The sequence below is a fragment of the Klebsiella sp. K-Nf6 genome (genome assembly GCF_002806655.1).
GTDB classification, from domain to species: Bacteria; Pseudomonadota; Gammaproteobacteria; order Enterobacterales; family Enterobacteriaceae; genus Klebsiella; species Klebsiella variicola.
The window spans coordinates 203,251-223,189 of sequence record NZ_PIBN01000009.1; the positions used below are offsets into that span (position 1 = coordinate 203,251).

At 60.7% G+C, this 19,939-nt stretch carries 17 protein-coding genes; 6 read left to right on the top strand and 11 right to left on the bottom strand.

Features of this window, described 5'->3' with window-relative positions:
• Positions 1-2 precede the first annotated feature (2 nt).
• Genes CWM61_RS16865 through CWM61_RS16875 form a run of 3 tightly spaced genes read right to left on the bottom strand, consistent with a single transcriptional unit; the run spans position 3 to position 3,538 of the window.
• Positions 3-896: an ABC transporter permease gene (locus tag CWM61_RS16865; protein WP_100631588.1), complete on the bottom strand. Its 894-nt coding sequence runs from the start codon at positions 894-896 to the stop codon at positions 3-5.
• A 2-nt stretch (positions 897-898) separates the two neighbouring features.
• On the bottom strand, positions 899-1,852 hold the full coding sequence (locus tag CWM61_RS16870) for an ABC transporter permease (RefSeq protein ID WP_074386629.1): 954 nt from the start codon (positions 1,850-1,852) through the stop codon (positions 899-901).
• 18 nt (positions 1,853-1,870) lie between these two features.
• Entirely contained in the window at positions 1,871-3,538 is a 1,668-nt protein-coding gene (locus CWM61_RS16875; protein WP_023297185.1) for an ABC transporter substrate-binding protein, read from the bottom strand.
• Between the two features lie 325 nt (positions 3,539-3,863).
• On the opposite strand from CWM61_RS16875, the gene CWM61_RS16880 reads away from it, so the two are divergent.
• Positions 3,864-4,979 carry a YbdK family carboxylate-amine ligase gene (locus CWM61_RS16880; protein WP_100631589.1) on the top strand — a complete coding sequence of 372 codons (1,116 nt, stop codon included), beginning with the start codon at positions 3,864-3,866 and terminating at the stop codon, positions 4,977-4,979.
• A gap of 47 nt (positions 4,980-5,026) precedes the next feature.
• Positions 5,027-5,746, top strand: coding sequence for a phosphodiester glycosidase family protein (locus tag CWM61_RS16885; RefSeq protein WP_100631590.1), 720 nt, complete (start codon positions 5,027-5,029; stop codon positions 5,744-5,746).
• 678 nt (positions 5,747-6,424) lie between these two features.
• On the opposite strand, the gene CWM61_RS16890 is transcribed toward CWM61_RS16885, so the two are convergent.
• The 3 genes from CWM61_RS16890 to CWM61_RS16900 are packed head-to-tail and all read right to left on the bottom strand — an operon-like array spanning position 6,425 to position 13,387.
• On the bottom strand, positions 6,425-9,517 hold the full coding sequence (locus CWM61_RS16890) for an efflux RND transporter permease subunit (protein WP_100631591.1): 3,093 nt from the start codon (positions 9,515-9,517) through the stop codon (positions 6,425-6,427).
• 13 nt (positions 9,518-9,530) lie between these two features.
• Complete coding sequence (locus CWM61_RS16895; protein WP_100631592.1) at positions 9,531-10,610, bottom strand: efflux RND transporter periplasmic adaptor subunit; 1,080 nt, start codon at positions 10,608-10,610, stop codon at positions 9,531-9,533.
• Between the two features lie 53 nt (positions 10,611-10,663).
• Positions 10,664-13,387, bottom strand: coding sequence for a cation-transporting P-type ATPase (locus tag CWM61_RS16900; protein WP_165784265.1), 2,724 nt, complete (start codon positions 13,385-13,387; stop codon positions 10,664-10,666).
• Between the two features lie 501 nt (positions 13,388-13,888).
• Between CWM61_RS16900 and CWM61_RS16910 the strand changes: the two genes are divergently transcribed.
• On the top strand, positions 13,889-14,137 hold the full coding sequence (locus CWM61_RS16910; protein WP_008805539.1) for a DUF1158 domain-containing protein: 249 nt from the start codon (positions 13,889-13,891) through the stop codon (positions 14,135-14,137).
• A 16-nt stretch (positions 14,138-14,153) separates the two neighbouring features.
• On the opposite strand, the gene CWM61_RS16915 is transcribed toward CWM61_RS16910, so the two are convergent.
• Together CWM61_RS16915 and CWM61_RS16920 are read right to left on the bottom strand one after the other, a co-directional pair.
• Entirely contained in the window at positions 14,154-14,495 is a 342-nt protein-coding gene (locus CWM61_RS16915; RefSeq protein ID WP_002893035.1) for a RamA family antibiotic efflux transcriptional regulator, read from the bottom strand.
• Between the two features lie 30 nt (positions 14,496-14,525).
• Positions 14,526-15,641, bottom strand: a complete 1,116-nt coding sequence (locus tag CWM61_RS16920) for an MBL fold metallo-hydrolase (RefSeq protein WP_162493283.1) — start codon at positions 15,639-15,641, stop codon at positions 14,526-14,528.
• Positions 15,642-15,820: 179 nt separating this feature from the next.
• On the opposite strand from CWM61_RS16920, the gene CWM61_RS16925 reads away from it, so the two are divergent.
• The 3 genes from CWM61_RS16925 to nfsB all read left to right on the top strand — a co-directional run bounded on the left by CWM61_RS16925 (position 15,821) and on the right by nfsB (position 17,543).
• Positions 15,821-16,402, top strand: coding sequence for a TetR/AcrR family transcriptional regulator (locus tag CWM61_RS16925; protein ID WP_046881940.1), 582 nt, complete (start codon positions 15,821-15,823; stop codon positions 16,400-16,402).
• Complete coding sequence (locus CWM61_RS16930; RefSeq protein WP_008805536.1) at positions 16,402-16,770, top strand: MmcQ/YjbR family DNA-binding protein; 369 nt, start codon at positions 16,402-16,404, stop codon at positions 16,768-16,770. Before CWM61_RS16925 ends, CWM61_RS16930 begins: the two co-directional genes overlap by 1 nt.
• Positions 16,771-16,889: 119 nt before the next feature.
• Positions 16,890-17,543, top strand: a complete 654-nt coding sequence (gene nfsB / locus CWM61_RS16935) for an oxygen-insensitive NAD(P)H nitroreductase (RefSeq protein ID WP_004178896.1) — start codon at positions 16,890-16,892, stop codon at positions 17,541-17,543.
• A 255-nt stretch (positions 17,544-17,798) separates the two neighbouring features.
• Here the strand turns inward: nfsB and CWM61_RS16940 are convergent, their stop codons facing one another.
• From CWM61_RS16940 to CWM61_RS16950, 3 genes are all read right to left on the bottom strand, one after another.
• Positions 17,799-18,086 (bottom strand): helix-turn-helix domain-containing protein, encoded by a 288-nt coding sequence (locus CWM61_RS16940; protein ID WP_074386636.1) that lies wholly within the window; start codon positions 18,084-18,086, stop codon positions 17,799-17,801.
• Positions 18,079-18,396: a type II toxin-antitoxin system RelE/ParE family toxin gene (locus tag CWM61_RS16945; RefSeq protein ID WP_100631594.1), complete on the bottom strand. Its 318-nt coding sequence runs from the start codon at positions 18,394-18,396 to the stop codon at positions 18,079-18,081. Before CWM61_RS16945 ends, CWM61_RS16940 begins: the two co-directional genes overlap by 8 nt.
• A gap of 183 nt (positions 18,397-18,579) precedes the next feature.
• Positions 18,580-19,623 carry a DUF2157 domain-containing protein gene (locus tag CWM61_RS16950; RefSeq protein ID WP_100631595.1) on the bottom strand — a complete coding sequence of 348 codons (1,044 nt, stop codon included), beginning with the start codon at positions 19,621-19,623 and terminating at the stop codon, positions 18,580-18,582.
• Positions 19,624-19,939: the final 316 nt, after the last annotated feature.

Sequence of the window (19,939 nt, forward strand, 5' to 3'; positions counted from 1 at the left end):
GCTTACTCCTTAATCGCCATTGCCGCACGCAGGCGGTCCGCGAGGATATTGAACGAAATGGAGGTGATAAAAATCATCAGGCCCGGCAGGGCGGCCACCCACGGCTGGGTATAGATTGCCGTGCGCAGCGTATTGAGCATCAGCCCCCACTCGGGCTCCGGCGGCCGCACGCCGAGGCCGAGAAACGACAGGCCGGAGGCGAGGATCATGCACACCGAAATCAGCCCGGTGGAGAAAACGAAGATCGGCCCGAGCACGTTGCCCAACACCTGGACGCGGATAATGGTGAACGCGCTGGCGCCAGTGGCCCGGGCGGCGTCGATATAGTCCATATGCCGCACCTGGGCGGTCACGCTCTCGGCAATCCGCGCCACCTGCGGGACAAACACGAGGGTCAGCGACAGCAACGCATTGCCGATGCCCGCCCCCAGCGCTCCCGACAGCGCAATCGCCAGCAGGACGGAGGGAAAGGCATAGAATACATCCACGGTGCGCATAATCACGGTATTGGTTTTGCCTCCCGTGTAGCCGGCGATAATCCCGATGGCCCCGCCGATAAAAAAGGCGAACACCACCGGGACAATTCCCATAAACAGCGACAGTCGGGTGCCAAGGATCAGCCGCGACAGCATGTCGCGTCCCAGCTCATCCGAGCCCAGCGGGAAGCCGTCGCTGCCGATGGGTTTCAGGCGCAGGAACATCGACGTTTGATAGGGATCTTTGACGATAAGCCACGGACCGAACAGCGCCAGGGCCAGCAGCAGGAGGATCACCACGCCCACCACCACGCCGCCGGGGTCGCGCAGTAGGCGGCGCAATACCCCACGCCAGTAACCTTGCCGGGAAGCGTGGGCCGCTGCGGCCGGAACCGCTTTCGTCGTTGCCGTATCCACCATGGTCAGCTCCTCTTAATACGCGGGTCGAGGGTGGTCTGCAGAATATCCACCAGCAGGTTGAGCAGCACGAAAAACAGCGCCAGCACCCAGATGGTGCCCTGCAGCAGGGGCAGGTCGCGCTGAAAAATGGCGGTGTTGAGCAGCAGTCCGGTTCCCGGCCAGGAGAAAACGGTCTCCACAAGGATCGAGCCGCCCATCAGATAGCCCACCTGCAGCCCCATCACCGCCAGCGCGGTGGGCGCGGCATTTTTCATGACGTGGACAAAGATGCGCGACTCATTGAGCCCGCGGGCGCGCAGGCCAACGATAAACTCCTGGCTGAGGATATCAGCCACCTGCGAGCGCACGGTGCGGGCGATAATCCCGGTGGGGATCACCGACAAGGTGATGGCCGGTAGCAGCATGAACTGCAGGTGCGCCCAGTCCCAGTGCCAGCCCACCTCGCCTATCGGCCCGCCGCCGGTGGCCGGCAGCAGCGCGAACTTAACGCTGCAGAGGATCACCAGCAGCATCCCCAGCCAGTAGTGCGGCACGCTGACGCCAAATACCGACAACACCGAGGCCAGACGGTCAATGACGCTGTTGCGAAAATAGCCGGCGACAAAGCCGAACAGGCTGCCGAGGACGAAGCCGATCGCCGTCGCCAGCAGCGCCAGGCGCAGGGAGTACGCCACCGCGGTCATCACTTCGTCTATCACCGGGCGGCCGGTGGCGACCGACATACCAAGGTCGCCATGCAGCGCCCGCCACAGCCAGTGGATAAACTGCAGGGGCAGCGGCTTATCAAAGCCGTAAGCCTGCATTAACGTCTGACGCAGCGCCTCCGAGGCGTCCGGCGGCATCACCGACACCAGCGGGTCGCCCGGAGCGATCTGCACCAGCATGAAACAGATCACCGCCACCCCAAACATGGTGGGGATAGCCAGCAGAATGCGGTATAGCAGCGTATTGATCATCGGTCGCCCCTTTCACGATTACTCTTTTTTGCTCACCAGGCTGAGGTCGATAAACCAGCTCTGCGGTTGCACCACCCCGGTCACCGCAGGGGAAATCGCGCGCGGCCCGACGTCGTGGGCGACAAACAGGAACGGCACCTGATCCACCAGCGCGGCGTGCAGCTCACCGGCCGCTTGGTTCATCTCCGCCGGGGTAAAGGCGTGTTTGACGGCGGCAGCCAGCTTCTCCGTCTCCGGAGTGGAGAAGTAACCCCAGTTGGTCGCCACCGGCGGAAACGCTTTGGCGGTCGAGAAGCGGATCAGGCCAAAGTAAGGATCGTTAACCGCGGCGCTGACGTTGATCGCATCGATCCCTTTCGCCGACGGGTCCCGGGCGCCCAGGCGCCAGTTGGTAAACAGGGTGTTCCATTCCACCACTTTGATATCCACATTGAAGAAGCAGCTCTTCAGGCTCTGCTGGATATACTCGTTCATCGGCAAGGGCTGCATCTGCCCGGAGCCGGAGGCCGAGGTGGCCACCGTGACGTGCAGCGGCTTGCTGGCGCTGTATCCGGCCTCGGTCATTAGCTGGCGGGCGGTGTCCGGGTCATATTTGATCTGGAAGGTGGGTTTGCCATGCCACGGGCTGTCAGCCTCGTAGACCCCGGTGGCCTCGGTCATGTAGCCGCCGAGGTAGCTCTTCAGCTCGGCGCGGTTCAGACACAGGTTGGCCGCTTTGCGCACGCGGATGTCCTGCCACGGCGATCCTTTTTCAAAGGAGAACTGCCAGGGCCACAGGTGCGGCTGGGTGTTGGCGTAGAGGTGAAAACCCTGAGATTTGATCTGATCGATGGCGTCCGGCGCCGGGGCTTCAATCCAGTCCACCTGCTTCGACAGCAGCGCCGCAGTGCGGGCGTTGGCCTCCGGCAAGGGGATCAACACCACTTTATCCACCCGGGGAATGCGATCTTTGTTCCAGTAGTCGGGGTTTTTATCGAGGATCAGCTGCTGACGCGGCACCAGTTTCTCCAGTTTGAACGGGCCGCTGCCCACCGCGTGGGCGGCGAAGGCGGTCCACGCCTGTTTGCTGCGCGCGGCGCTATCTCCCGCGCTGGCCGGCACCGCATCATATTGCTTCTGCCACGCCGTCGGCGAGACGATAAACAGGTTGGTGATGTTGTACGGCAGCAGCGCGTCTGGTTCCGAGGTGGTCAGCGCCACAGTGTGATCGTCAATTTTCTCTGCGCCGGTGAGGGTCGGCATACGGGACAGGGTGTTGCCGATCTGGCCCGGCGCGTACTGCGGCGCCGCTTTATTCAGCACCTTATCCACGTTCCAGACAATGGCGTCGGCGTTCACCTCCGTCCCATCATGGAACCTGACGCCCGGACGCAGGGTGAAAATCCAGCGGCTGGTGTTCTGCGGATCGATGTGCCACTCGGTCGCCAGCCCCGGCACCAGACCGCTGGGCTTTTCACCTTGCGACAGATCCCACTCCACCAGCGCGTCGTACAGCGGGATGCCGGTAAAGCGGTTGCCCTCATAGCCTTGATCCGGCTGGCCAAGGGTTAACGGAATATCCGCGGCGGTCATGGCAATCCGCAGCGTGGAGGCGTTGGCAGGTAAGGCGGCGCCCGCCAGGGCCAGTGCGCCGCTCACCGCCACGGCGAGACGACCGGCACGCGAAAATAACGTCTTTTTGTGCATCACATGATCCCTGTTAAATAAAGTGTCACGGATTAACAGGCAAAATGCGTACCAGCTCTTACGCGGACGAAAATAGGCCAAAACCGACCGGTAAAATAAGAAGGACTTATATTATCACCATGATAATTATGGGAAAATAATTGCGCCTTATTCCGCCGCACCGCCAGCGGGAAATATGTTGCAGAATTGCACCAGCCGCTATAAGACAAATTTCAAATAATCACCCTGCGTCACTTTTTATTCATCCCCGTCCTCCGCCGCCGCGTATTATCCGTCGGGATCAATCCCTTCTATACTTCAGGGAACACATCGACCGGGAGAGACTATGCCTTTAGCCGATTTTCACCGCTCCGATCCTTTTACCCTCGGTATCGAACTGGAGCTGCAGGTGGTGAACCCGCCGGGTTACGACCTTAGCCAGGATGCCTCGACGCTGATTGCCGACGTCCAACATCAGTTGACCGTGGGAGAAGCCAAACACGACATCACCGAGAGCATGCTGGAGATCGCCACCGGGGTGTGCCGCGACATCAGCCATGCCCAAACCCAGCTCAGCGCCATCCAGCAGGCGGTTCAGCGCGCGGCGCTGCGCCATCATCTGCAGATCTGCGGCGGCGGTTCGCACCCCTTTCATGCCTGGCAGCGCCAGCAAATCAGCGACAATCCGCGCTATGTCAAAACCGTCGAGCATTTTGGCTATCTGGCGCAGCAGGCCACGGTCTTTGGCCAGCATGTGCACGTCGGCTGCCAGAGCGGCGACGACGCCCTCTATCTGCTGCACGGCCTGTCGCGCTTTGTACCGCACTTCATCGCCCTTAACGCCGCCTCGCCGTGGTTTGACAGTACCGACAGCCGCTTCGCCTGTTCACGCCTGAACCGCTTCTCCTCCTATCCCGACAACGGTCCGATGCCGTGGGTGGCAGACTGGCAGGGGTTTCGTCGCCTGTTCCGCCAGCTGAGCTACACCAGCATGATCGACAGCATGAAGGATCTGCACTGGGATATTCGCCCCAGCCCGCAGTTTGGTACCGTCGAGGTCAGGGTGATGGACACCCCCCTGACCCTCGCCCAGGCGATCCATATCGCCGGCTTTATTCAGACCCTGGCCTGCTGGTTGTTGACGGAGCGCCCTTTTAAGCACCAGCCTGATGATTATCTGCTGTACCCCTTTAACCGCTATCAGGCGTGCCGCTATGGGCTGGACGGGACCCTCACCGACGTGCGCAGCGGAGAGCAGCGCAGCATCCGTCAGGAGATCCTGCAGCTCGCCGACTGGCTGGCCCCCTTCGCCCATCAGCTGAAGGCGACGGCGGCGCTGGAAGCGGTGGTCCGCCAGGCGAAATCGCCGCACAGCGAAGCGCAGCAGATGCGCGACTTTATCGCCAACGGCGGTTCGCTTTCCGGCCTGGTGCAAAAACACTGTGAGATTTGGGCGGCATAAGGCAGCGAGGCGGGTATACTCGGCGCAGACCATAGAAAGGACTGCCCATGTTATTACGTTGCCTGCTCCCCCTGGCGCTGCTGCCTCTGGCCGCCGTCGCCAGCGCCGCCTGTACCCTCACCGACCCGACGCTGACCCTGCAGAGCTATCGGGTGGATGCGCAGAACGAGCGCATTGCGATGTACTGGCAGGATCGGCACGGCAAAGCCTGGGGTTCCCTGCGTTCGCTGCTGGCGGGTATCGATGGCGATGGCCGGGTGCAGATGGCGATGAACGGCGGCATTTACGATAAAGCCTACGCGCCGCTGGGGCTGTATATCGAAGACGGCAAACGGCTGACGCCGGTAAACCGTTCCGCCGGCGGCGGGAACTTCTTTATCCGCCCCGGCGGCGTGTTCCTGGTGGCGAACGGCCGGGCGAAAATCGTGCCGCTGCCGGCGTACAAACCCTCTCCCGCCATCCGTTATGCGGTGCAGTCCGGCCCGATGCTGATTGAAAATGGCGTCATCAACTGGCGGCTGAAGCCCTCCGCCAGTTCGCGCAAGCTGCGTAACGGGGTGGGTATCGATAAGCAGGGCCAGGTGGTGTTTATGCTCAGCGAGCGCGAGACCAACTTCTATGATTTTGCCTGCTATGCGCAGTCAAAGCTCGGGGTACGGCAGATGCTCTATCTCGACGGCACGCTGTCGAAGATGTACCGCAAAGGCGCCAGCGTGCCGTGGCAATATCATCCGTTCGTGACCATGATAACGGTGGAGAGGAAATAGCCGCCGCCCGGCACAAAAGCGGCGCCGTGCCTGCCGTCCGCTCCCCTTCCCCAGAGAAGAACTCCCTTTTCTGCCAACTGCAACCTGAACGGAAAATTCCCCCTCACCCTAACCCTCTCCCACAGGGAGAGGGGACCGTCCTGCAGTCGTTGCAGCCCCGGTATACACAGCGGAGTCACGGAGAAAGGCGCATACCATTTTTTACGGATATATTATCGCTATGACATAGTCCCTGAAATCTACGGGCGTGCAGCAGGGCCGATTCCCGCTGAAATCGGCGAACCGGAGGTCGGCAGACAAGGGCTGGCCGCCACGGAGGGCGGCCAGAGGCGATTCGAGACACGACGTCGAGTTGAGCCGACCGCAGGCGGACGACCGGGAGGTGAGCGTAGTGCGCAGCACCGATTTCTCTGCGGGACCGGGGGGATTGTAAAGGGGGAGACGGTTTTCTCCCCCTTTACCCGTTCACCAGCGAAGGACTACCCTTTTCTGCCAAACGCAACGTGAACGGAAAATTCCCCCTCACCCTAACCCTCTCCCACAGGGAGAGGGGACCGCCCGGCAGACGCTGTTGCTCCGGCAGATAAGGCCAAACGCGACGTGAACGGAAAATCCCCCTCACCCTAACCCTCTCCCACAGGGAGAGGGGACCGTCCTGCAGTCGTTGTGGCGCCGCGCTTACCCCCGCCGATGCGCCCACTCACGCATACGCTGAAACAGCACATACAGCGACGGGATAAACAGGATGCCGATCATCGTCGCCACCAGCATACCGCTGAATACCGTGGTGCCGATGATCCGCCGGCTCTGCGCCCCGGCGCCGGTGGCGAGCATCATCGGCATGATGCCGATAATAAACGACACTGCGGTCATCATCACCGCGCGGAAACGGCGGGTGGCCCCCTCGCGCGCGGCATCGACAATCGACAGCCCCTCCTCGCGCCGGCTGCGGGCGAATTCAACAATCAGAATCGCGTTCTTCGCCGCCAGGGCAATCAGCAGCACCAGCCCTATCTGAACATACACATCGTTGGCATAGCCCGCGGTCCATAGCCAGAGCAGTGCTCCGCCGATAGCGAACAGCACCGAAAGCATGACGCTCGCCGGCAGCGTCCAGCTCTCATACTGCGCCACCAGGAACAACCACGCCATCGCTACCGCCGCCAGCACGATCCACACCGCCTGATTGCCGGTCTGCTGCTCCTGCCAGGAGATCCCGCTCCAGGCGTAGTCATATCCCGGCGGCAGATGGGCCCGCAAAATCTGCTCCATGGCCGCCATCGCCGTGCGGCTGCTGACCCCCTCGGCCGCTGAACCGCTCACCGACACGGACGGGAACTGATTGTACTGCTGAATAAACGGCGCCCCCACCGTCGGCGTAATGGTGACCAGATTGCTCAGCCTCACCCGCTCGCCGTCGCGGCTGCGGACATACAGCTCGCTAATCTGCTCTGCCCGCTCGCGCCACTGCATCTCATTTTGCATCACCACATGATAGACACGATTGTTAAGACTGAAATCGCCGGCGCGCGTGCCGCCGAACGCCGTCTGCAGGCTGCTGAAAATCTGCGCCACCGGCACATCCAGCAGCGCCGCCCGGTCGCGGTCGACCGTCAGGGTCAGCTGCGGCACGTTGCTGCTCCAGGTGGTAAACACCCGGCTCAGCTGAGGATGCTGGTTCGCCAGCTGGAGGATCTCCCGCGTCACCTGCTCCAGCTCCGCCGACGACTGACCGGCCTGCGCCAGGATGCGCAGATCAAACCCCGAGGCATTCCCCAGGCCCGGCAGGGTCGGCGGCGCGAAGGTCATGATCGTCGCCTCCGGCAGCGACAGCAGCTGGCGCTGGATGTCCGCCATCACCGCATCCAGCGGCGGCCGCTGATGCCAGTCTTTGAGCATTACCGAGATAAACCCGCCATTAGAGGCGCTGGTGCCGTTGAGAATGTTGAAGCCGGACACCTGAATCACATCCTCCACCGCCGGGTTAGCCATCAGCAGCTTGCGCGCCTGGGCCATCACCGCCTCGGTACGCTCCAGCGATGCCGCCTCCGGCAGCTGCACGCTGGCAAACAGGTACCCCTGATCTTCCTGCGGCAGGAAGCCTTTCGGCATCGAGGTGAAGCTGAATGCCACCAGCGCGCCTGCCGCCACCGTCGCCGCCAGCGCCAGCCAGGGGCGGCGATTCATCCAGCCCACCAGCCGGCCATAGCCGTCGCGTGTGCCGTCGAGAAGACGGTTAAACGCCCGCCACACCGCCGCTGGCCGGGCGGGACGCGGACGCAGCAGCAGTGCGCAGAGGGCCGGCGTCAGGGTTAGCGCCACCAGGCTCGACAGGGCCACCGCGGTGGAGAGCGTCACGGCAAACTGCCGGTACAGCTCGCCGACGATCCCCGGGAGCAGCGCCACCGGCACAAATACCGCCAGCAGCACCAGGGTCGTGGCGATCACCGGCCCGGCGATCTGCTGCAGCGCCTGGGCGGTGGCCTGCAGGCGATCCAGCCCTTCCGCCATTTTGGTTTCGACATTCTCTACCACCACAATGGCGTCATCCACCACCATCGTCAGGGCGAGAATGATCGCGAACAGGCTGAGGGTGTTGGCGCTGTAGCCCAGCAGATAGAGCACCGCAAAGGTGCCGACCAGTGACACCGGGATCGCCAGCACTACGATCAGCGTCGCCCGCCAGCTCTGCAGAAACAGCGACACCACCACGACCACCGCCAGCAGGGTCAGCGCCAGCGAGACGCCGATCTCTTTGATCGTCGCCGCCACAAAGCGGGTGGTATCGAACTTCACCTCCCAGGTGAGATCCGCCGGAAAGCGAGTGTGCAGGCGGTTAAGCTCCGCACGCACTGCGCTGGCGACCTGCAGGGCATTGGCGGTGGGCGTCGGATAGATCCCCAGATAGGCCGACGCTTTACCGTTCAGCTGCGCGCCGGAGCTGTAGCTGCGGGCGCCCAGCTCAATGGTTGCCACGTCGGCGAGGCGAACCAGCTGCCCCTGCGCGCCGCGGCGGAGGATAATCTCGCCAAAGCTGGCCGCCTCGTTCAGACGCCCCAGCCCGTTGATGGTCAGCGTCTGCTGCTGGCCGTTGAATACCGGCGGGGTGCCCACCTGCCCCGCCGCGCCCTGCACATTCTGCTCGCGCAGCGCCTGGGCAACGTCATCCGTGGTGATGTTGAGCGCGTTCATGCGGTCCGGGCGCAGCCAGATGCGCATACTGTAATCCCGGGCGCCAAACATCTGCACCTCGCCGACGCCGGGCAGGCGGGCCAGCGCCTCGCGCACCTGGGTGCTGGCGTAGTTACTGACAAACAGCGGCGACAGCGTGCCCAGCGGCGAGTAGAGGCTCACCCCCATCAGCAGGTTGCTGGCGCGCTTGCGGACCTGGACGCCATTCTGCTGCACCTCCGCCGGGAGTTGCGCCAGCGCCTGCGCCACCCGGTTTTGCACGTCGATCGCCGCCAGGTCGGCATCGGTGCCCGCCGCGAAGGTAATGCTCAGGCGGTACGTTCCCTCATCCGAGCTGGTGGACTCCATATACAGCATATGATCGACGCCGTTGAGCTGGGTCTCCAGCGGGGCGGCGATGGCTTCCGCCACATCTGACGCGCTGGCGCCCGGCCAGCTGGCGCTGACGTTCACCACCGGCGGGGTGATCGCCGGGTACTGCTCCACCGGGATCAGCTTCAGCGACACCGCCCCGACAAAGGTCAGCAGCAGCGCGATCACCATGGCAAATCGCGGACGACGGATAAAAAAGGTCAGCATCCCTTCTCCTTACTTAGTTCAGCACCTGTACCGCGGCGCCTTCGCGTAAACGCTGCGCGCCGTCGGTGATCACCTGCTCGCCCGCCTGCAGCCCTTTCTCAACCGCAAACTGCTGCCCCTGCTGCCCCGCGAGGGTCAGACGACGCTGCCCGGCGGTGTGGTCCGGCTTCAGCACCCAGCTGAAAAAGCCCTGCGGATCCTGCTGCACGGCGGCGGCCGGGATCATCACCCGCGACTGCAGTTCCTGCGGACGGAACAGGATCGTTACGCTGCCGCCCGGCAGCAGACGGTGCTGCGGATTGGCGAACTCCGCCCGCACCGCCACGCTGCCGGTGCGGGCGTCAATCCGGTTATCGATGGAGGTCAACACCCCATCGCGCCGTTTGCCATCCACGTCAATCTGCGCCAGCCACGCCTGCTTCAGAGCGTGGATGTCGGCATGCTGGCCGGTTTTGCTGAAAAACGCGGCTTCGTCGAGGGCGAACGACACCCGCACCGGATCCAGCTGCACGATGTCCACCAGCACGCCGCTGGATGGATTGATCAGCGTCCCGACGTGAAAGGCGCTGTGGCCCACGCGACCGGTCACCGGCGCTGCAATCCGGGTGTAGCTGAGCACAATCTGCTGGGCCTCGACGCGGGCTTTCGCCTGCTGCACGGCGGCGGCGGCGACGTCGCGCTGCATCCGGGCCGTGTCGACGTCGTTGCGACTGATGGAGTGGTTGTTAATGAGCCGCTCGTAGCGAGTGAGCAGTTGCTGCGCCTGACGTAATGAGGCTTCGGCGCTTTTCAGCTCGGCCTGCGCCAGGGCCAGGGCCGCGCGGGGCTGCGCGTCGTCGAGGGTAAACAGCAGGTCGCCCTCGGTAACATACTGGCCATCCTGGAAATGGCGCTTAACTATCACCCCTTCGGTGCGCGCGCGAATGTCGACGGCGCGGATCGCCTCGACCCGCCCGGGGATGGCGCGTTCTTCAGCATGAGGCGCCAGTTCAACCGTGGCGACGCGGACCGGCACCGCCGGCGCGGCGGTCGCCGTCAGGGCGCCGCCGGCCAGACCGCAGGCCAGCAGAGCAAAGCGGAAGGTTTTAATCATAGGGGGATCCTTGCGAAAGTAACGCGCGCCTGCAGCGAGGCGCGCGAGATCAATCAAGCCGTTTTGCGGAACCGGCGCGTCAGGCGCTTCTCAACTTCCACCACCAGGAACATGGCGACGCCGATGACCAGGGTGATAAACCAGTAGCGCAGCGGCAGCGCTTCCGTACCAAACATGCTCTGCATCAGCGGGACATAGATAATGACCAGCTGCATCAGCAGCAGGACACCGGTCACCAGCCAGATGCCTTTGTTGCGCAGCAGACCCATGCTCAGGGAGAAACTGTCGCTGCTGCGGCAGTTGATCATGTAGACCCACTGCGCCGTCACCAGCATCTGCAGCAGCACGGTACGAATAAACTCCGGACTGTGGCCGCGCGGCGCCAGCCAGGCCTCAAGGATAAAGGCGGCAATAGCAATCATAGACCCGACAAAAGCCACTCGCCACACGGCGAAGCCATCCATCACGTGCTGGCCGGTTTTACGCGGCGGGCGGTTCATCACATTGCGCTCTGCGGCTTCAAAGGCCAGGCCGAAGGAGAGCGTCGCCGACGTCGCCATGTTCATCCACAGGATCAGCACCGGGGTCAGCGGAATAATGTTCCCCGCCAGCAGGGCAATGATGATCAGCAGCCCCTGCGCCAGGTTGGTCGGCATGATGAAGAGGATGGTCTTCTTCAGGTTGTCATAGACCCGACGGCCCTCTTTTACCGAGCTGGCGATGGTGGCGAAGTTATCATCGGTCAACACCATGTCAGCCGCCTCTTTGGTGACTTCGGTACCTTTGATACCCATGGCGATACCCACGTCGGCCTGGCGCAGCGCCGGCGCGTCGTTGACGCCGTCTCCGGTCATGCCGACCACTTCGCCGTTATCCTGCAGGGCTTTCACCAGGCGCAGCTTATGCTCCGGGCTGGTTCGGGCAAAGATGTCGTACTCCACCGCCGCCTTCGCCAGCGCCGCATCGTCCATGTGCTCCAGCTGGTAGCCGGTCATGGCCTGGCTGCTGTTGGTGATCCCCAGCATCTGGCCGATGCTCATCGCCGTCTGCGGGTGGTCGCCAGTGATCATCTTCACGCGGATCCCGGCGGTCTGGCAGGCGTGGATGGCGTCAATGGCTTCCGGACGCGGGGGATCCATCATCCCGGCGATGCCGAGGAAAATCAGCCCCTCCTGCAGGTCCTCATGGTTGAGGGTGGTGGCATCAAGGCTGGCAGGCTTACAGGCCGCCGCCACCATGCGCAGTCCCTGACGGGCGAAGCGCGCCATCTCCTCTTCCCAGTACTGCACCTCGAACGGCACCGCGCCGTGGCGGCTCATCTGCTCGCGGCACATGGCGAAGATAACGTCCGGCGCACCGGTGATAAGCACCCGGGCCTCGCCATCGATGTGCTGCAGGGTCGACATATATTTGTACTGTGAGTCAAAGGGGATCTTGGCCACCAGACGGGCCTCCACCGCCGGGAGCTGCGCTTTCGCCGCCAGCACCTTCAGCGCCCCTTCGGTTGGCCCACCGGTGATCCCCCACAGACCGCGCTCATCCTGGATAAGCTGGCTGTCGTTACACAGGTCGATGGTGCGCAGCCAGGTTTCCAGCACGGTGCCGGGCTGAACCTGCACGGGCTCATCGCTCCCCTCGAGGAAGATCCGTCCCTGCGGCTCGTAGCTGTCGCCTTCCACCCGGTAGCAGCAGTCTGCCGTGATGATCGCTTTAACGGTCATTTCGTTCATCGTCAGGGTGCCGGTTTTATCCGAGCAGACCACGGTCATGGCGCCGAGGGTTTCCACGGTCGGCAGCTTACGAATAATCGCCCGCTTGCGCGCCATCGTCTGCACGCCCAGCGACAGAATAATCGAGATAATCGCCGGCAGCCCCTCCGGTACCGCGGCCACCGCCAGGCTAATCAGCGACAGCAGCAGCTCGCCCATCGGAATATCCCGCAGCGCGAGGCTAAAGATAAACAGCGCCACCATCATGGCGAGGATAATGACAAAAATCGCTTTGCCGAGCTTATCCATCTGCACCAGCAGCGGGGTACGGTGCTTCTCAATGCCCGCCATCATCTGGTTGATATGGCCGAGTTCGGTCTCCGCGCCGGTGGCGGTCACCACGCCGACGCCGCCGCCAGCGCTGACGGTGGTGCCGGAGAAGACCATATTCACCCGGTCGCCCAGCGGCAGTTCGCCCTCCAGCGCGTCGGTGATTTTATCCACCACCGTCGACTCGCCGGTGAGGATCGCCTCTTCCACCCGCAGGTTGTGGGTTTCAATCAGGCGCATATCCGCCGGTACGCGGTCGCCGGCGCGCAGGATAACGATGTCCCCCGGAACCAGGTCGCGCGTCGGGATAGTCTCATGTTTGCCGTTACGCTGGACGCGGGCATCGCTGGAGAGCATGTTGCGGATCCCCTGCAGGGATTTTTCGGCGTTGCTCTCCTGGATATGGCCGATCAGGGCGTTAATCACCGTCACGCCGAGGATCACCAGGGTATCGACCCAGTGACCCATGATGGCGGTCAGCGCTGCGGCGGCCAGCAGCACGTAAATCAGTACGTCGTTAAAGTGGGCGAGAAAGCGCAGCCAGCCCGGTTTACCCTTCTTTTCCGGCAGGGCATTCGGACCAAAGGTATTCAGGCGCTCGGCGGCGTCTGCGGAATTTAACCCAGCGGCCTGGCTTTTTGTCTGCGCCAGCACTGCGTCAACGGTCTGCTGCCAGACCTGCCGTGGCGCGGTGTCGCCCGAGGGCGTCGTAAACTTTGGGTTATTCATCTTGGTCAAATTACATTTTCCTTATAAATTCCGTGAGTCGGAAAGCCTGAAATCATTCCTGGCCAATGAAGTAAAACGTGGCTAAAAAGCCGGTAAAAATGTGATCCAATATCCGCCTAAATTTTTCGCAAAATACAAAATGTGTGATAAGTTAATTCACAAGATAAATATTACAGAATATTAATAAACCAAAACTAAACGAGGTTAAATATGTTTGGAATCTACCGCGGACGCCGTCTGGTGCTGTACATCCTGCTGGCCATCATTGTTGCCACGCTGGTGGGATATAGCACTTATAGTTTTGTAAAAGCGCTGGCATAATAATGACGTTAATTTACACCCAGCTGCAATTAACTTAATTACAAATTATTTCAGATTAATTAACATGAGAGCGTAAGGCAGGCAATAATATTTAAAATAGCCGTGTTATAGAGAGTAAAAAAACAAAGCATATTGCGTTAAGTATTATTTTACCGGACAATATGTTTTTTAACTGATGATTAACATGACATGAAACATCCGCTGGAAACGCTTCTCTCCGCCGCCGGGATCTTACTGCTGGCCCTGCTCTCCTGTCTGCTGTTGCCTGCGCCTTCGCTGGGCCTGACGCTGGCGCAAAAGCTGGTTGAGACATTCCATATGATGGATCTCAACCAGCTCTATACGGTGTTGTTTTGTCTGTGGTTCTTAGCGCTGGGCACCCTTGAATTTCTGGTGCTGCGCTGGGTGTGGCGCCGCTGGTTCTCCCTCGAACGGTAAACCAGGAGAGCGCGCCTCAGTGGGCGCGGCTGTGGTTTTCTTTACGGTAGGCGCCCGGCGGCTGGTTGAAGGTCCGGGTGAAGACGCGGGTAAAAGTCTGTTGCGAATCGAAGCCATACTTCAGGCAGATATCGTAGACCCGCTGATCGGTGTCGCGCAGATCGCGGGCGGCCAGCAGCAGCTTCCTTTCACGAATATAGCGCCCGAGGCTCTCTCCCTTGTACTGTAAAAACAGCCGTTGCAGATGCCATTTCGAATACCCGGCATGGCGAGCGATATCATCAATACGCAGCGGTTGATGCAGGTTGTCATCAATCCACTCGACGATAGTGTCAATCACCTGAGCGGAAATCGTCATATGCTCTCTCCTCTGAAACTGCACTGGCGCTTAGCGCCACCAGGCGTTAAATGATTGCGTCTTATCGGCGACCCACAGCGGCTCGCCCTGCATAGGCGTCAGCAGACGCCAGGCCCTTCCTTCGCTGGCAGCCGCCAGCCGTTGATACGGTTCATCCCAGCTGTGTTTCGCCAGAACAAACCGTCCTGCATGCCCAGGCAGCACCGCGCGGGCGCGCAGGTCGTCGGCAGCCTGAGCCGTTTCATCCGGCATCATGTGAATATATTTCCAGTCCTGGTCATACTGCCCGTTCTCCATAATCGCCAGATCAACCGGACCAAATTCATCACCAATCGCTTTGAAGTGCGGCCCGTAGCCGCTGTCGCCGCTGTAATAAATTTTTTGCTGCGGGGTGACGAACAGAAAACTGGCCCACAGCGTCTGGTTACGCTTCAGCCCACGGCCGGAAAAGTGCCGCGCCGGCAGAACGTGAACGGTGAACTCATCGCTGACCGGGATCGCCTGCTGCCAGTCCGCTTCGGTAATCAGCGCCCCGTCCATCCCCCAGTAGCGCAGATGCGATCCGACACCCAGCGGCGTAATGACCCGCTTAATTTTCGGCAACAAGGCGCGGATGGTGGCGTAATCCAGATGGTCGTAGTGATCGTGGGAGATGATCAGCAGATCGATATCCGGCATCCCTTCTGCCCGCCACGGATAGTCGCCGGGAAAGGCTTTATTGATAAAGGAGAACGGCGCCGCGTAATCGCTGAACACCGGGTCGATCAGAATGCGTTTTCCCGCCAGCTGCAGGTACCAGGAGGAGTGGCCGAGCCAGACCATCACATCCTGCCCCAGGGGCAACGTCGCCAGGTCGGTCTTCACCAGCGGCAGCGGCTGAGCGGGACGAGCGTTTTCCCGTTTGGTCATCAGGAAATCCCACCACGCCGCCAGCATATTTTTCTGCCCGGTAAACCCTGGCGTGGGCAATTGGTTATGGAACTGGCCGTCCCGGTAGTGGGGAGACGCTTCCACCTGGCTAAGCTGTGCCCCCTGCGGCGCCTTACCAAAACCGGCATTGAGGACAAACGGCAATGTCGTTGCTGCTGCGAGTAACATGATGGCGACCACGCTAAAAGTGACACGGTTCATATCCTGACCAGACAAAAGCCCCCATCCCGGAGGCTTTGTGATATAACTTGATTATGAGTGAGTACGCACTCATTATTAGGAAAGTGATGAAAGTCGTCAAGACGATTTTCAATTTTTGCGTTCCGCCGTTGCAGCGACCTGGTCAGACGTGCAAAGATCGGCGGTTTGTTTAAACCTGCGTGAGGAAAAAAGTAGTGGCTCGTCCAAAGAGTGAAGATAAAAAGCAAGCGTTACTGGAAGCTGCCACCGCGGCTTTCGCCCAGTCCGGCATCGCCGCCTCAACGTCGGCCATTGCCCGCAGCGCCGGTGTGGCCGAGGGGACGCTGTTTCGCTATTTCGCCACCAAGGATGAGTTGCTCAACGAGCTGTACCTCGCCATTAAGCTGCGTCTGGTACGGATGATGATCGCCGGGCTGGATCCGGACGAAAAGCGCCCGAAAGAGAATGCGCGCAATATCTGGAATAGCTATATCGACTGGGGTGTGCGCAACCCGATGGAGCACAAGGCGATCCGCCGGATGGCGCTCAGCGAGCGCATCACCGACGAAACCCGTCGCCAGGTAAAAGAGAGCTTCCCGGAGCTCAACGAAATGTGCCAACTGTCGGTGAAAGAGATTTTTCTCAGCGAGGCGTATCGCGCCTTTGGCGACGCCCTGTTTCTGTCGCTGGCGGAGACCACCATCGAATTTGCCAGCCACGATCCGCAGCGCGCCCGGGAGATTATCGCCCTCGGCTTTGAAGCCATGTGGAACGCCCTGCATGAGGCGGACGCCTAATGACCCCCGAGATGCTGCATCCCTGCGCTCATCGTATCGCCCTGACCTACCCGTTTACCGAGCACTGCTGGCCTTTTGGGCCAGAGTACGACGTGTTTAAGGTCGATGGCCGTATCTTTATGATCACCATGACCATTCGCGGCCGGGCGCTGGTCAACCTGAAGGCCGAGCCGCAGAAGTCGCTGCTGAATCAGGAAATTTATCGCAGTATCGAACCGGGCTACCATATGAACAAGAAACACTGGATCACGGTGGTGCCGGGAGAGGATATCAGCGAGGATCTGCTGGCCGAGCTGATTGACGATTCGTGGCATCAGGTGGTGAACAAGCTGAGCAAAAAGGCCCAGCAGCGGCTGCGTCCGCGCTGATTTTCAGCCGAAAGCGATAAGTGTTATCGCATTTTTCACCCTTATCATTTGGCGATCTTCGCTGTACTCTTCCTCTCCTTAACGCACCGGTAAGGTGCTGTAAACTGTGAGGAAGAGTTATGGATATCGTATCGGTCGCTTTAAAGCGCTATTCCACCAAGGCCTTTGACGCCACGAAAAAGCTGACTGCCGGGGAAGCGGAACAGCTGAAAACGCTGCTGCAGTACAGCCCGTCTAGCACCAACTCCCAGCCGTGGCACTTTATCGTCGCCAGCACCGATGAAGGGAAAGCTCGCGTAGCCAAAGCCGCCAGCGGCACCTACGTGTTCAACGAACGTAAAATTCTCGACGCCTCGCACGTGGTGGTGTTCTGCGCGAAAACCGCGATGGACGACGCCTGGCTGCAGCGCGTGGTGGATCAGGAAGAGGCCGATGGCCGTTTCGCCACCCCGGACGCAAAAGCCGCTAACCACAAGGGTCGTACGTTCTTTGCCGATATGCACCGCAAAGAGCTGAAAGATGACGATCAGTGGATGGCGAAGCAGGTGTATCTCAACGTCGGCAATTTCCTGCTGGGCGTGGCGGCGATGGGCCTCGACGCCGTGCCGATCGAAGGGGTCGATTTTGCGATCCTCGATGAGGAATTTGACCTGAAAGCCCAGGGCTACACCAGCCTGGTGGTGGTCCCGGTCGGTCACCATAGCGTGGAGGATTTCAACGCCACCCTGCCGAAGTCGCGTCTGCCGCAGTCGACGACCATTACCGAGATTTAATCTCTCACCAGGCGCCTTTAAGCGGGCGCCTCTGGTGCCGCTTGTTATTGCCGGGTGGCAGCTACGCCTGACCCGGCCTACATAACAATGTATATCATAGAGTTACCTCTCACCGTAGGCCCGCGCAAGCGCAGCGCCGCCGGGCGATGACAACGGGCACGGAGCCGATTTTATGCCTGGTGGCGGCTGCGCCTGCCCCGGCATACGGGATCCTCTTACAGGCTTACACCTCGCAGCGCCGCCGGGGGCGTTAATTTAGTAAAGTAGAACTTGCGGGTGCTTTATTCCACAGGCTAACGCGTATCGCGTTAAGGTATCCAGACTGGCGCGGGTGATATTGGCTTCCATTCTGGAGACCGTCGGCGCACTCACCCCCATCCTCTGCGCCACCTGGGCTCGGGTCAGCCCCGCTTGCTCGCGCCATTGCGCCAGCATAGTACGTAATCGCTGTTGACGTTCTTGCGCATCGAATGCAGCCTGAACCTCAGGCTGGCTAAGCAGTTCTGTTTTTAACGTATCCCAGTCAATGATCTTTTTACTCATTGCGCATCTCCTCTAATCGCTTCAGCGCCAGGCGAATTTCCGCTGACGGGGTTTTTTGCGTTTTCTTGACAAAAACCCGTAGCAGAAAGAGCGTCTTGCCTTGCTGAAAAACGTAGATCCCTCGCCCCTGTACCGAACCTAACGCACGAATTTCAAATAACCCCTGCCCCAGCGGTTTACTGTCAGGTTCTCTCAGCGCGGTGGGATTTTGGCGTAACTTGTCTATTTGCCGGATCATCTTCGCCTGGACAATGGGCGGAAGCGCCTGCAATTCCTTTTTAACGTCCACATGCACAACCAATCTGAACATCAGACTCCCTTCTTCTGGAGGTTAGCATATAAGGCAAATTGCCTTAAAGGCTAATTTTTGAGATACCCGGCAAGCCTATGCTCATTTGCAGCCAATCGCAGAAAAATGCGCTGAAACTGGAATCAGGAACGAAAAAGGCCGCGACTGAGCGCGGCCTGAGTGGTTAGCGTTCTCAACGCGAGGTTAGTTGTTCTCCACCTGCCCTTCGCCGGCGTGCCAGATGCGCTCGGCATAGCGGCCAATCACCGCCAGCGAGACGGCAAGGATCAGGAAAAACAGCACCTTGTGCATCCCGTTCCAGAAAAACTCAAAGAAGCGGGTATAGAGATTGATCGCCAGGAAGGTTAGCCCGAAGCCGCGCAGCATTCCGTCATCGGTTTTCAGGCTGATAAAAATGCAGACGCCGGCCGCCGCGGCAAACAGCAGCCCCCACGGCAAGAGTCGCGCCTGACTCACTTTGTACCAGCTGTCAGCGTCGTAATTGCCGAAAATCGACAGGATCCACAGCGCAATAAACAGGTACGTGAGGCCCATCGCCTTGCTGACGGTAAACAGCTGCCGCTGGCGAAGCAGGGATTGCGCGCCGTAGCAGAGCGCCAGCAGCGCGCCGCCGAACAGGACGAAGCGAATCGGGTAGTTCATGCCCAGCCAGTAGGCGCCCCACCCCGAGACATAGCCGGTTTCCGCGCCAAACCAGTTGCCCAGCGCCAGCAGAAAAAAGAGCCACACCAGCCCGGAGCGGGCAATATAGCCGATGGCGCCGTAAATCACGCATCCGGCCAGAAACAGCGGTGCGATATGGCCGCTGCCGTTATCCAGCCGTTCGCCAAGCTGCCATAGCGCCACGGCGGTAAAGACGACGCCCAGAAACAAAATCGCCTCGGTGCTGTAGTGCCACTGCGTCTCCCGCCGCTGGCGGCGAAAACCCCAGCCGTAGCAGGCGACCGCCAGCAGCGCAGGCAGCAGGATCCGCGTCAGCGCCGAGTGGCTGAACAGGCTCAGCAGCCACGCCACCAGCTCGCTGTCGGCGAACAGGCTGCCCAGAGCAATCAGCACGCAGGCCAGCGCGGTCCAGAAGGCGTAGCGGCTCAGGCGTCGCCAGTCGAAGGGGGAGACGCGCAGCGTGTGCGCCAGCCGCTGACTGTCCGACGGGGTTAACTCCCCGCTGGCCTGCCAGGCGTTCAGCGCGCGCTGAATAATGCGCTGCTCTTTTCGGGTTACGTTCATAGGCATTCCTTGAGACTGATGACAAACCTGTTTTCGCTAATGTGCTCGCCTTTTTGCCGGGTGGCGGCTGCGCCTGACCCGGTCTACCTAACCATTTATATATCAGATTGTTATCCCTCAACCTAGGCCCGCGCAAGCGCAGCGCCGCCGGACGATGACAGCGGGCCTGGAGCCGCATCTATGCCGGGTGGCGGCGTACGCCTTACCCGGCCTACAAACCCAAATCACCGCGGGTCCTGGGGCTGCTGAAACTGCCGGTGCTGGCGGCCTCAACATCGCTGAGACGTTCCCGGCAGGCCGGGGCAGCCCGCATGGA